The organism is Mesorhizobium sp. M0074, assembly GCF_040322975.1.
Lineage (GTDB): Bacteria > Pseudomonadota > Alphaproteobacteria > Rhizobiales > Rhizobiaceae > Mesorhizobium.
Map to the genome: position 1 here is coordinate 521,258 of NZ_JAMYUM010000001.1, position 12,956 is coordinate 534,213.

Genomic DNA, 12,956 nt, shown 5'->3' on the forward strand with positions numbered 1-12,956 from the left:
CGCTGCCCGCCAGCGTTGCGGTCAAGCCCCTTTTCCCCGTTCTTCACGGGGAGAAGGTCCCGACAGGGGGATGAGGGGCAGCGCCGACGATTGATAAAACTCAGCCGCTCAAACGTGCTGGCCGCCATTGATGTGTATTTCCGAGCCGGTCACGTAGGATGCCTGCTGCGAGCACAGGAAGAAGATGATGTCGGCGACTTCTGCCGTGGTGCCCAATCTTCTCAGCGGGATGGTCTCGACGATTTTTTCGGTGCCCGGCGACAGGATCGCGGTGTCGATCTCGCCCGGCGCAATCGCATTGACGCGAATGCCGTGCGGGCCGAAATCATGCGCCATCTCGCGGGTCAGCGAGCCGAGTGCCGCCTTCGACGTCGCATAGGCGGTACCGGCGAAAGGATGCACGCGGGTGCCGGCGATCGAGGTGACGTTGACGATCGAGCCCTTGGCCGACGCCAGCTCCTTGAACAGGCCCCGCGCCAGCATGATCGGGGCGAAGAAATTGACCTGGAAGACGTCGCGCCAGACATGCATCGGCGTGTCGATCGAGTTCATGCGGCTGTTGCCGTCCTTGAGCTTGGGCGAGATGCCGGCATTGTTGACCAGCGCATGCAGCTGGCCGCCATGCGCCTCGAGCCGGTGGCGGATTTCCGAGATGGCGATGCCGACATCCTCCTGATCGGCGAGGTCGACCTTGATGTGGTCTTCAGGTCCGGCCGGCCACGGGCAGTCCTCGGCAAAGGCTTGGCGCGAGCAGGTGATGACGCGCCAGCCTTCGCGTGAAAAGCGCTTGACAGTGGCATGGCCGATGCCGCGGCTGGCGCCGGTCAGCACAATGGTCTTTCTGGTGTCGGTCTCTGCCATTCGCGGTCTCCAAACGGGAGATGTAGCGGAACGCGGCAGCGGTGGCGAGGGGGCCTGTTGTTCAGCCGCCTGTCAGGATGTCCAGGATCGAGGTCTGCCGCTTCTTGACAGGGCCGCCGACATTGCCGGGCGGCACCGGGTGCTTGATCGATCCGGTGGCGCCGTCGACGCCCGGCATGGCCAGGCCGCCGGCATCGACCGTCTCGGCAGGACGCACGGGACGCGAAGCCGACTGGGTAGCTGCCGCAGGCGGCGCTGATTGGCCGACGGAAGCGACCGGCGCCGGCGGCGCCGTATCGGACGGTATCTCGTCTGGGACGATGGTGTCGGGCGGCGTCGACTTCCAGGTTCCAGGCAGCGGCCGCACCGGCACGCCCTCATGCGCGGCGACCATGAACTCGTGCCAGGCCTGCGCCGGCAGTGCGCCGCCGGTGACCTTCTTCATCGCGCTGCCGTCATCGTTGCCGAACCAGACGCCGGTGGTCAGATTGGCTGTATAGCCGATGAACCAGGCGTCGCGCGAATTCTGGCTGGTGCCGGTCTTGCCGGCCGCCGGCCAGGCGAACGCCGCCTTCCTGGCCGTGCCGATCTCGACCGTGCCGGTCATCATCGAGTTCATCATACCGACGACATCGGGCTTGACGACGCGCGGCGCACCGCCGCCATTGTTTTCGTAGAGCACCTTGCCGTCGCTCGTCGTGACCCGGCGGATGAAATGGATGTCCGGCTTATAACCGCCATTGGCGAAGGGAACATAGGCCGAGGTCAGTTCCAGCGGCGTCACTTCCGAGGTGCCCAGCGCGATCGAGGTGTTGGCCGTCAGCTCGGACTGAATGCCCATGCGGTGCGCCGCCTCGACCACCGCATTCGGCCCGACTTCCATGGTCAGCTGCGCGGCCACCGAGTTCAGCGATTTTGCCAGCGCTGTCGCCAGCGTCACCTTGCCGAAATATTTGCCGCCGTAATTGTCGGGCGTCCAGTTGCCGATCTTGATCGGCGCGTCGTTGCGCACGCTGTCGGGGGTGCGGCCGGATTCCAGCGCCGCCATGTAGACGAACGGCTTGAACGCCGAGCCCGGCTGCCGGCGCGCTTCCGAGGCGCGGTCGAACTGGCTGGTCGAATAGTCGTAACCGCCGACCATCGCGCGCACCGCGCCGGAATTGTCGATCGACACCAGCGCGCCCTGGCTGACATTGAGTTTTTTGCCGCTCTGGTCGATCAGCCGGCGGATCGATTGCTCGGCGAGTTTCTGCAGCGTCAGATCGACGGTCGTGTCGACGATGATATCGCGGCGCACGTCGCCGATCAGGTCGGGCAGTTCTTCCATGATCGTATCGGCGACGTAGTTTTCCGAGCCGGTCCAGTAGGACGGCGCGCGCGTCGCCGGCGCGCTCATCGCAGTTGTCATCTCCTTGGCGCTGATCTTGCCCTCGTCGCGCATCGCGGCGAGCACCAGCTGCGAGCGCTGCTCGGCCGCCTTCGGGTCGCGCGCCGGCGACAGCCGCGACGGCGCCTTGAGCAGGCCGGCGAGAAGTGCCGCCTCCGACAGCGTGACGTCACGCGCGCTCTTGCCGAAATAGCGGCGCGAGGCCGCTTCGACACCATAGGCGCCAGAGCCGAAATAAACCCGGTTGAGGTACATTTCGAGGATCTGGTCCTTCGTATGCTTGTGCTCCAGCCACAGCGCCAAAAGCACTTCCTGCACCTTGCGTTCCAGCGTGCGGTCCGGCGTCAGGAACAGGTTCTTGGCCAGTTGCTGGGTCAGCGTCGAGCCGCCCTGCGAAAAATGCCCGCCCAGCACATTGGTCACCATGGCCCGGGAAAGGCCAATCGGATCGATGCCGAAATGCGAATAGAAGCGGCGGTCTTCGATAGCGATGACGGCCTCGGGAATATAGGGCGACATTTCGTGCAGGCCGACGGCCTCGCCGCCGCTCATGCCGCGATTGCCAAGCAGCTGGCCGTCGACCGAGACGATCTTGATGTTGGGGGCGCGATCGGGAATGGCCCAGGTGGTGGCCGCCGGCATTTTCGCGCCGTAATAGACGACGATGCCGGCAGTGGCGATGCCGCCCCAGATGGCCAGCACGAAGCACCAGTAGAACAGCCGGGCAAGAACGGCGAACACGCCGCGCCGGCTTTTGCCGCGCCCGCCGCGCGGCGGCTTGGCCTTGGACGATTTGCGCTTTGCAGCGGCTTTTCGGTTGCTCGGCACGACGCGGTCCTCCTCGCTTACCGAAAAACCGGCCGAGGATCTCGCCCCCGGCGATGCCTCGAAGCTGGGCTCGATGCGGCTGTCTTTCCGGTTCGCCATGCGCTGTGCTGTCTTCCCCATGCCTATGGCGTTGGGGTTGAAGACTAGATGCGGCGGTTTAAAGGCGGGTTAAGTCGGGAAAATCTGAATCGATTGGTAATCAAATGGGTGCCGGGCACCTATTGCCGCTGTTCACGCCGCCTGATTCTGACGTCAGCGAATCGGTCGGTAGCCTCCAGGATAGCGCGGTCATATTTCTCGGTCGTGCTGATGCCCAGTGGCCGGCAACCTCGCGTGGGTCGTTCAGACTGGCGCCCGCGTCTGGCTTGATTGGTCACGGATAGTGATCGGCGGCCAGAGCGCACGCTACGGCTTCGCCACTAGCTGTCAGCAACAGGAAGATGCCGGCCGAGAAGGCAGCCCGGCCCGGCGCTGGCACTTGGCTCTGGCAATGTATTTACGAGCGTGGCCGAGCAGGGGAGGACATGGCATCATCGCGATCAAGGTCCAGGCGGTTGCCAAGGTAGAATGCACCTTCACGCGCCTCATCGGCGCGCTCTTAATTGCACCATTGCGGCCTTCGCCAGTCCGTGGCCGGGCGACACTTCATTCGTAATCGTCGAATTTCATAGCGACTTTTCCCCTGTTTATAGGCGCAATCCGGTCGGAAAGAGGTGGGTTCCAAAGCTGAACTCTTCAACTTTCGCCAGCAGGCGTGATGCCATGGCGCTTTTCCCACAGCGCCTTTGCTTCATTTTGGTCCAGACAGACCAAGGAAGCCTTGCTGTGTAGGAGATTTCGACCCGGGTTGCCCAACTTGGGAAAGATGTCGCAATGGTAAGGGTTTGGACCATAGGGCTGGTCCGGCGCTATCGGAGTGTATGCGATCCCTAGCGGCTCAACACCCTGTTTAGTCTTTTGATCAATTCGATTCATCGTGTTCCGCACCGCAGAGACGCTAATCTTCGTCGCACCTAGGCCCTTCTGAGATACAATGCGGTCATTCACCAAAACGTTCGCTGCTTCCAACATCGAAAGCAACTCGACCGAACAGCCTCCTTCCATAGAAGTCCAAAGTTGCGGCGAAACTCCATACCCCTCGCCTTCAACGTGTACAATATGGGCTGACGTTTTAACTATTCTTAACAGGTCGTCATCGGCAGAAATCGCCAAGTCATCGAACCAGCTATCCGGATCATCATTTGGTTGCGGCGTTGGTGACAGCGTCAGCCCCCCGAGGGAAGTGTACTTGTAGCGCCCTGACAAAGCCCAGGATGGCCGCATCTCCCGATAGCGTGATAGGGTCCTTGTTGGCTACTTTAAGAAACAAGTGCCTAGCATCCTCACTATCAACACCATAAAACAAGGTCAAATATCTACGATGCCATTCGGCTTGTAAGGACCCATCTGCTCCTGGAATGATCTCGGGCAGCGGACCTGAATAATCCTCCAGTGCAGATTCTAATTCGGAAATAAATGCCTTGACCCTGTACTTGGGGAGGGGCTCGGCCCCATATCCGTCCCAATCTTTTCGAAGGCCGCTTAGTAAACTCCTTTGGGAATCAAGTGACTTTCGCACCGCAGCGTTCAATCCTCGCTTAGCTTGGGGCGGCGCAAGCCACGGATCTGCTAGTGCGATCATCCCGTAGACGTTTCCCGGCAGATCAATCTGCCGCACAAATGTTTTAAGGAGGCGATCATTCGCGGCCCAATCAGGAAAAGCGCCTACAACGTCGGGAGCGTAAAGCGTGCCGACCACCGTACCCATTACATGACGATGACTTGATGTATGAGGCGTCTCCGCCAACATCGACTGACTGCAAATGACCATAGGATCGAAAACAGGTCCAAAGCTCCCAAGTTCCGACGCATTATTGACACCAAGCACCGGCTCGTAAGCGGAGCTAGTACCGTAGCCAATGCCGGTTTCTGTAGGGGCATACATATTAAGGATCGCAGCGAATCGGGTCGGCACAAGCTGCTGTGGCTCCTCAAGCTTACCACGAGCCGTAGGACTCCCGTTGCCTCGATCAATTCGCGCGAATTTCATCGCACAACTGGCGAGCATGCCCTCGGAAACGTATTCAGGAAAAATGGTCATAACCGTCAGATAATATCAGCTGGGCCTCTTTTACAATCTCGTCGAGAACCTCATCAAAATCTTGCGCTCTCATAGGCGTCTCAGGTGCGGCAAATACGTCCACGTATTGGGTCGCGATGTAAGCCCCTAGGTGCTGAAGCATATTGCCTGGGTTTGCTAGGTCAACCTGCACGGCAACCCGCCGACCGTTGGCAACCCGATACATCCGCTGAATTGTGACGTTCGGGTCAACCAAGCTGGTGCGCGGCACATTTGTATGGAAACTTACGTCTATAGTGGCCTGAGGAACCACAACTTGCCCTGGCAGGAGCGAAACCGCTTTTGCGACTGAGCCTCCTAAGTCTGGGAATTCTTCGGAGGTTTGAAAAACCACAGCAGGCCTCAGAATGTGCTCTCCAGCGGAAAGCTTCTTCAAAACTGAGATGCCTTTAGCCATCGCAGAATTTGGCTGAGATACCGTTCCTAAGTTATTAGGGAGATTTTCAGGCGGCCTAATGACGACATCGATCCTGTTTAGTTGAACGATAACAATGAATTGCAAGCCGCCGATGGAACCTACGGCTTGGGAGCCAGCCCCCATCGGCAGCTGCTGGAAGCTGTCAGGCATTTTTCCAAACTCAGACTGCCAAAGTTCGACAGCCGTCCTGATTGGCGGCCGCGTTGTGAACGTCACGAACTGCAGACTGTCGTAGATAATTGCCATAAAAAACCAATCGATGAACGGTACAGCAAACCTAACCCCAATGGATTGACGAGTTCTTAGCAGCCATTCGACTCCGAAACAACGGCTGGCCCTCCCACTCAAGGCACTCATAGTCTTGGGAGTTTTCCGATCGGCCAGGGCTCAAGCGAAAGTGGCGCGACATTCAGTCGATAGGTTTCGAGACGGACTTCACGCGCTGGGCTAAATTGAGTTTCAGCTTTCGCAGCGATGAATTTGGGTCTCCTCAGACTCGAACTATCATTGAAAAATGTTGTATTTCGCTGGCCTGTCGCGCCGAAGGTCGAGAGTCCACCACTTGCCCATTTCTCCGAGTTTGACGACCCTTGCGGTAACAGGCGCTCACCAATCTTCAAGGGCGGGTTAAGTCGCAAATCGAAGCTGCTGCGATTGGAAGCCAAGCCACGAGAGACCTGAAAACGAAAAACCCGCCTCGGCGGGCGGGTCGTTGGAGCCAATTAGCACCATAGCCAAACTAATAGCATAGCTGCCGGCACAAAGCAAGAACAAAATACGCCATCCAGGAATAAATCGCTTCACCGTGCGATGCCGGCCGGCGACATACCCGGCCTCAGTCGTCGGCATCCGCATCGTCGGAGGCCGGGCGCCAGCTGATCGGTTCGATCTTCCTTTGCGTATGGCCGTCAGTATAGGCCCACCAGCCGGCATCGCTTTCGTCCCAGTCGCCGCCGGCCGCCTTCAGCCGGTCGAGCGAACGGTATTGCGCGATGCTCTCGTTCATCACGCCGTCGCTGTCCTGCCAGTAGACGGTGACTTTGGAGCCGTCCCTTGGTGCCGTCTCGATTGGTTTTCGCGCAGCCATTTCAGTTCCTCCCGGCCGACGGCGTTAAAGTGCCAGAGGGCCATCAGCTGTGGGCGAAGATGTCCTCTTCATCCCAGCCCATCAGGTCGAGTTTCGCACGCGTCGGCAGGAAGCGGAAGCAGGCATCGGCCTCCCTGGTCCGGTTGTCGCGCGCCAGCCGCGCGCTCAGTACGTCGCGCAGCCGGTGCAGGTAGAGCACGTCGGAGGCGGCATATTCGAGCTGCTCGGGCGACAGCGTCTCGGCGGCCCAGTCCGAGGATTGCTGCGCCTTCGACAGGCCGATCCCGAGAAGCTCGAAGCAGATGTCCTTCAGCCCGTGCCGGTCGGTGTAGGTGCGCGTCAGCCGCGACGCGATCTTGGTGCAGAACACCGGCTCCGGCATGACGCCGAAGGCGTTGTAGAGCACGGCGAGATCGAAGCGGCCGTAATGGAACAGCTTGGTGATGCTGCGGTTCTTGAGCAGGCTGACGAGGTTCGGCGCCTTCTTCTGGCCGGGCGCGATCTGGATGACGTCGGCCGAGCCGTCGCCAGGCGAGATCTGCACGACGCAGAGCCGGTCGCGATGCGGGTTCAGCCCCAGCGTCTCGGTGTCGATGGCGACCGCCCCGACATCGTAATGCAGCAGGCCGGGCAGATCGTTTTTGTGGAAACGTATGTCGCTCATCGTCTTCTCCGGTCGCGGCCCCGTGCAGCGATGCGCGACAGACCATGCCCGTCCTTGCCGCGATCCGGCGAAAAATCAACAAAAACTTGAGTCTGGCGCAATTTCAGCGTGTCAGCGCCTCGAGAATGCGCGCCCAGGAGCGCTGGCCCTTGTGGAAGGAGCTCATCTCGTACTTCTCGTTCGGCGAGTGGATGCGGTCGTCGTCGAGGCCGAAACCGACCAGCAGCGATTCCATGCCGAGATAAGTCTGGAAATCGCCGACCACCGGGATCGAGCCGCCGCTGCCGGTCACCACCGCCGGCTTCGGCCATTCGTCGGACAGCGCTTGCTTGGCCTTGGCGAGGAAGGGCGAGTCGTAGGAAAGCTGGATTGCCGGCGAGCCGCCATGCGGATGAAATTCGACCGAGCAGTCCGCTGGCACACGTTGCCTGGCAAATGCCTGGAAGGCGGCGCGGATTTTTTCCGGATCCTGTTTGTGGACCAGGCGGAAGGAGATTTTTGCCGAGGCTTGCGCGGCGATCACCGTCTTGAAGCCCTTGCCGGTATAGCCGCCGATAATGCCGTTGAACTCGGCCGTCGGTCGCGCCCAGGTCAGCTCGAGCACCGAGCGGCCCTTTTCGCCGGACGGAATCGACAGGCCGATCGGGCCGAGGAAGGTCTCGGCCGTCTCGCCGAGCGACAGCCACGACTGCAATATCTGCGACGGCGTTTCCTCGACGCCGTCATAAAAACCCGGAATGGCGACGTGACCATCCGCATCGTGGATGTCGGCCAGGATCTTTGCCAGGATGCGGATCGGATTGGCTGCCGCACCGCCATAGAGCCCGGAATGCAGGTCGCGGTCGGCGGCCGTCACCGTGATCTCCTCGCCGACCAGCCCGCGCAGCGAGACGCAGATCGACGGCGTATCGCGGTCCCACATGCCGGTGTCGCAGACCAGCGCGAAATCGGCCTTGAGCTCATCCGCATTCGCCTCGAGAAACGGCTTCAGCGACGGCGATCCGGACTCCTCCTCGCCCTCGAACAGGATTGTGATTCGGCACGGCAATCCGCCATGCACCTGCTTCCAGGCGCGGCAGGCCTCGACGAAGGTCATCAGCTGGCCCTTGTCGTCGGCCGCGCCGCGGCCAGTGATCACCTTGTGGCCGGGCTCGATCTCCTTGACCGCCGGCGCGAACGGGTCGCTTTCCCACAGCTCGATCGGATCGACCGGCTGGACGTCGTAATGGCCGTAAAACAGCAGATGCGGCGCGCCCGCCGGCCCATCGTGATGCGCGACCACCATCGGATGCCCCGGCGTGTCGCGCACGCTGGCGTCGAAGCCGATCAGCTTGAGCTCGGCGACCAGCCATTCGGCGGCCTTGCGGCAGTCGGCGGCGTAGTCCGGATCGGTGGAGATCGACTTGATGCCGAGCAGGCCGAACAGACGTTCGAGGCTCTGGTCGAAGTTCTTGTCTAGGCGGTCGAGAACAGGGGAAACTGCGGACATCTGGCGGGCCTTTCGATTCTGGCGGCGAATCTAGGGCCCATGCGGCGAAACGGAAAGCCCGCGACCGTTGGGCCACAGCTTCCTGTCCAAAGGCAAAAAAATGCCGCCGTGGTGGAGGGGAACCACGGCGGCCTTTACTCGAAACGATGCGGCAGCCCGGAGAGGGGGGATAGGCTGCCGCAAGTGTCCGGGATAGGCGGGGGACGGGCCTTGCTCCGGACTTCGGCGAAAACTGCCGATGGCGTTTATCTGTGTCTGCGAACGTGGCGATTCAAGGGCACAAAAATTACACTTTTGTAACATAGGCGTGAGCGAACAAAGCTCCGGCCAGGCCGCCAGGGCCGGCCAAGCTCGCACGCCATTTGTCAGGGTGTTGCCGGAACCCTTGGCGGAAGCCGCCTTTGGCATGGACCGCGGCGCTGCGCCGCGCTATTCCCTCGTGCCATGAAAAAAGGCGATCATCTCTTCCTTGTCGACGGCTCCGGCTACATCTTCCGTGCCTATCACGCGCTGCCGCCGCTGTCCCGCAAGTCCGACGGGCTGCCGACCAGTGCCGTGCTCGGCTTCTGCAACATGGTCTGGAAGCTGACGCAGGACGCCCGCAACACCGATGTCGGCATCGTGCCGACGCATTTCGCCGTGATTTTCGACTATTCGTCGAAGACCTTCCGCAACGACCTCTACCCCGAATACAAGGCCAACCGCTCGGCGCCGCCGGAAGATTTGATCCCGCAATTCGGCCTGATCCGCCAGGCGACCAGGGCCTTCAACCTGCCATGCCTTGAGACGGAAGGCTACGAGGCCGACGATTTGATCGCCACCTATTGCCGGCTTGCCTGCGAAGCCGGCGCCGACACCACCATCATCTCTTCCGACAAGGATCTGATGCAACTGGTCGGCCCAACGGTTGCCATGTACGACCCGATGAAGGACCGCCAGATCGGCGTTCCCGAGGTGATCGAGAAATGGGGCGTGCCGCCACAGAAAATGATCGACCTGCAGGCGCTGACCGGCGATTCGGTCGACAATGTGCCGGGCGTGCCCGGCATCGGGCCGAAGACGGCAGCGCAATTGCTCGAACAGTTCGGCGACCTCGATACGCTGCTCGCCCGCGCCGGCGAGATCAAGCAGGACAAGCGGCGCGAATCGATCATCGCCAATGCCGACAAGGCACGCATCTCGCGTGACCTGGTGACGCTGAAGAACGACGTGCCGGTGACCGAAGGGCTCGACGAGTTCGTGTTGCACGCGCCGGACGGCCCAAGGCTGATCGGCTTTCTCAAGACCATGGAATTCTCGACGCTGACCCGCCGCGTGGCCGAAGCGACGGGAACCGACGCGGGCGACGTTCCAGCCACCCCCGTCACCATAGAGCGTGCCGATACCGCGCATGGCCCTGATATGGGTTTTGGCCTACCCGCGGCCGCCGAGAGCGCACCGCCGTCGGACGAAGCGGCACTCGAAGCCCCGGCCGCAGCCAAGCAAGGCGACACCCCATCCCTGCTTTCGGCGCTTCGCCTGGAGGCTGCCACCGCCCGCAAGATCGACACCAGCGCCTACGCCTGCATCCGCGACGCCGCGACGCTGAAGGTCTGGATCGCCGAGGCGATGGAGAGAGGCATCGTCGCCTTCGACGTTAAAGCCTCCTCGCCCGATCCGATGCGGGCCGAACTGATCGGCCTTGCCATGGCCGTCGCGCCCGGCCATGCCGCCTATGTGCCGCTCGCCCATAAAAACGGCAATGGCGACCTGCTCGGCGGCGGCGCGGTCGAAAACCAGATCCCGGTCCGCGACGCGCTGGCGTTGCTCAAGCCGCTGCTCGAGGACAAATCCGTCCTCAAGATCGTGCACGACATGAAATACCGCCTTGTCGTCATGAGCCGTCACGGCATCGAGATCGGCCCCTATGACGACACCATGCTGATCTCCTACGTGCTCGAGGCCGGAACCCACGGTGGCCACGGCCTGGAGGCGCTGGCCGATAAATGGCTCGGCCACGCGACCATTCCGCTGAAGGAACTGGCCGGTTCGGGAAGAAGCTTCGTCGGCTTCGATCAGGCCGACCTCGGCAAGGCGACGGCTTACGGCGCCGAGCACGCCGACGTCGCGCTCAGGCTCTGGCAGGTGCTGAAGCCACGGCTTGCCGCCAAGGGCCTGGTCTCGGTCTATGAACGGCTGGAACGGCCGTTGGTGCCGGTCCTGGCACGGATGGAGCAGCGCGGCATCTCCGTCGACCGGCAGATCCTGTCGCGGCTCTCCGGCGAACTGGCACAGGGTGCCGCACGGCTCGAGGACGAAATCTACCAGCTGGTCGGCGAACGCATCAACATCGGCTCGCCAAAACAGCTCGGCGACATCCTGTTCGGCAGGATGGGTCTGCCCGGCGGTTCAAAGACCAAGACCGGCCAGTGGTCGACCTCGGCGCAGCTTCTCGAAGACCTCGCCGCCGAAGGCCACGAATTGCCGCGCAAGATCGTCGACTGGCGCCAGCTGACCAAGCTGAAATCGACCTATACCGATGCGCTGCCCGGCTTCATCCATCCCGACACCAAGCGCGTCCACACCTCCTACGCGCTTGCCGCGACGACGACCGGGCGGCTGTCGTCCTCGGATCCCAATCTGCAGAACATTCCGGTGCGCACCGTCGAGGGTCGAAAGATCAGGACAGCCTTCATCGCCGACAAGGGCAACAAGCTGGTTTCCGCCGACTACAGCCAGATCGAATTGCGCGTGCTGGCCCACGTCGCCGAAATCCCGCAGCTCAAGCAGGCCTTCGCCGACGGCGCCGACATCCACGCCATCACCGCGTCCGAAATGTTCAACGTGCCGGTCGAGGGCATGCCTTCGGAAGTGCGCCGCCGTGCCAAGGCGATCAATTTCGGCATCATCTACGGCATTTCGGCCTTTGGCCTCGCCAACCAGCTGTCGATCGCGCGCGAGGAAGCCGGCGACTACATCAAGAAATATTTCGAGCGCTTCCCCGGCATCCGCGACTATATCGATGCGACCAAGGCCTATGCCCGCGAGCACGGCTTCGTCGAGACCATTTTCGGCCGCCGCATCCACTATCCGGAAATCAGATCGTCAAATCCTTCGGTCCGTGCCTTCAACGAGCGCGCCTCGATCAACGCCCGCCTGCAGGGCACCGCGGCCGACATCATCCGCCGCGCCATGATCCGTATGGACGATGCCCTGGAAAAAGCCAGGCTTTCCGCCCGCATGCTGCTGCAGGTGCATGACGAGCTGGTCTTCGAGACCATCGAAGCCGAGGTCGAGGCGACGATCCCGGTCGTGTGCCACGTCATGGAGAACGCGGCCATGCCGGCGGTGTCGATGTCGGTGCCGCTGCACGTCGACGCCCGCGCCGCCAACAACTGGGAAGAGGCGCATTAAGGCGGGCCACAGAGCCATATTCGGTTCAAGGTTCACGAGCAGCACCGGTATGCTATAGTGCCCGTATGATCACCAAGGCACTTGAGAATCTGGTAAGGCATGCGGAAGCTTGGCCTCGCGAAGACCAGGAGGAGCTTGCCGACTATGCCCGCGTCATCGAGGCGCGGCGGACTGGCGTGTATGCGACGTCGGAATCAGAGCGCAGCGCGGTCACAGCGGGCCTAGCAGAGGCCGATCACGGCACTTTCGTAGATGAGGATACCGTTCGCGCGGCCGACACCCGCCGCAGGCTATGAAGGTCCGATTTACGCGGCAAGCCTTTGCCGAACGCGAGGCGATTTTCAACTACCTCGAAGAGCGGGCGCCTCAGGGCGCCCTTTCAGTCATTTCTCGGATCCACGCTGGGATTTCGCGACTTGCCGAATTTCCAGAAAGTGGCCACGCGACCGATATTCCTGGCGTTCGCGTTCTCTTCATAGGTCGCTACCCGTACAAGGTTTTCTATCGTGCCCGTTCCGATGCAATCGAAATCCTGCACATCCGGCATACCTCAAAGAAGCCGGTTGGCTAGGCCGTAAACTAGGTGGAAAGCGGACTTGGGATTTGTGGAAAGCACTCATGGCGTATGTCATGCTAGAACCGCAGTCATC

The 12,956-nt window shown here is 61.5% G+C and carries 10 protein-coding genes; 2 read left to right on the forward strand and 8 right to left on the reverse strand.

Annotation, left to right across the window (positions count from 1 at the left end; all coding sequences use genetic code 11):
• Positions 1-108 precede the first annotated feature (108 nt).
• The 8 genes from NKJ73_RS02595 to NKJ73_RS02630 form a co-directional block, all read right to left on the reverse strand.
• On the reverse strand, positions 109-861 hold the full coding sequence (locus tag NKJ73_RS02595; RefSeq protein ID WP_023675240.1) for an SDR family NAD(P)-dependent oxidoreductase: 753 nt from the start codon (positions 859-861) through the stop codon (positions 109-111).
• Positions 862-922: 61 nt separating this feature from the next.
• Positions 923-3,175: a transglycosylase domain-containing protein gene (locus NKJ73_RS02600; protein ID WP_352568243.1), complete on the reverse strand. Its 2,253-nt coding sequence runs from the start codon at positions 3,173-3,175 to the stop codon at positions 923-925.
• Positions 3,176-3,811: 636 nt separating this feature from the next.
• Positions 3,812-4,288 (reverse strand): hypothetical protein, encoded by a 477-nt coding sequence (locus tag NKJ73_RS02605; protein ID WP_352568244.1) that lies wholly within the window; start codon positions 4,286-4,288, stop codon positions 3,812-3,814.
• Positions 4,289-4,313: 25 nt separating this feature from the next.
• Positions 4,314-5,216: a hypothetical protein gene (locus tag NKJ73_RS02610; RefSeq protein ID WP_352568245.1), complete on the reverse strand. Its 903-nt coding sequence runs from the start codon at positions 5,214-5,216 to the stop codon at positions 4,314-4,316.
• The gene (locus NKJ73_RS02615) at positions 5,200-5,919 is read right to left on the reverse strand and encodes a hypothetical protein (RefSeq protein ID WP_352568246.1); all 720 of its coding nucleotides are present in this window, start codon (positions 5,917-5,919) and stop codon (positions 5,200-5,202) included. Before NKJ73_RS02615 ends, NKJ73_RS02610 begins: the two co-directional genes overlap by 17 nt.
• A gap of 589 nt (positions 5,920-6,508) precedes the next feature.
• On the reverse strand, positions 6,509-6,760 hold the full coding sequence (locus NKJ73_RS02620; protein WP_352568247.1) for a hypothetical protein: 252 nt from the start codon (positions 6,758-6,760) through the stop codon (positions 6,509-6,511).
• Positions 6,761-6,803: 43 nt separating this feature from the next.
• Positions 6,804-7,424, reverse strand: coding sequence for a ribonuclease D (locus NKJ73_RS02625; protein ID WP_254816792.1), 621 nt, complete (start codon positions 7,422-7,424; stop codon positions 6,804-6,806).
• A 103-nt stretch (positions 7,425-7,527) separates the two neighbouring features.
• Positions 7,528-8,913, reverse strand: coding sequence for a M20/M25/M40 family metallo-hydrolase (locus NKJ73_RS02630; protein ID WP_352568248.1), 1,386 nt, complete (start codon positions 8,911-8,913; stop codon positions 7,528-7,530).
• 444 nt (positions 8,914-9,357) lie between these two features.
• Between NKJ73_RS02630 and polA the strand changes: the two genes are divergently transcribed.
• Positions 9,358-12,306 (forward strand): DNA polymerase I, encoded by a 2,949-nt coding sequence (polA, locus tag NKJ73_RS02635; RefSeq protein WP_352568249.1) that lies wholly within the window; start codon positions 9,358-9,360, stop codon positions 12,304-12,306.
• A 292-nt stretch (positions 12,307-12,598) separates the two neighbouring features.
• Positions 12,599-12,877, forward strand: coding sequence for a type II toxin-antitoxin system RelE/ParE family toxin (locus NKJ73_RS02640; RefSeq protein ID WP_352568250.1), 279 nt, complete (start codon positions 12,599-12,601; stop codon positions 12,875-12,877).
• Positions 12,878-12,956: the final 79 nt, after the last annotated feature.

Bases quoted from the DNA above. Each gene is read 5' to 3' on its own strand.
- NKJ73_RS02600 (WP_352568243.1), bottom strand. From the start codon at position 3,175: ATGGCGAACCGGAAAGACAGCCGCATCGAGCCCAGCTTCGAGGCATCG.
- NKJ73_RS02620 (WP_352568247.1), bottom strand. From the start codon at position 6,760: ATGGCTGCGCGAAAACCAATCGAGACGGCACCAAGGGACGGCTCCAAA.
- NKJ73_RS02615 (WP_352568246.1), bottom strand. From the start codon at position 5,919: ATGGCAATTATCTACGACAGTCTGCAGTTCGTGACGTTCACAACGCGG.
- polA (WP_352568249.1), top strand. From the start codon at position 9,358: ATGAAAAAAGGCGATCATCTCTTCCTTGTCGACGGCTCCGGCTACATC.
- NKJ73_RS02630 (WP_352568248.1), bottom strand. From the start codon at position 8,913: ATGTCCGCAGTTTCCCCTGTTCTCGACCGCCTAGACAAGAACTTCGAC.
- NKJ73_RS02625 (WP_254816792.1), bottom strand. From the start codon at position 7,424: ATGAGCGACATACGTTTCCACAAAAACGATCTGCCCGGCCTGCTGCAT.
- NKJ73_RS02595 (WP_023675240.1), bottom strand. From the start codon at position 861: ATGGCAGAGACCGACACCAGAAAGACCATTGTGCTGACCGGCGCCAGC.
- NKJ73_RS02640 (WP_352568250.1), top strand. From the start codon at position 12,599: ATGAAGGTCCGATTTACGCGGCAAGCCTTTGCCGAACGCGAGGCGATT.
- NKJ73_RS02610 (WP_352568245.1), bottom strand. From the start codon at position 5,216: ATGACCATTTTTCCTGAATACGTTTCCGAGGGCATGCTCGCCAGTTGT.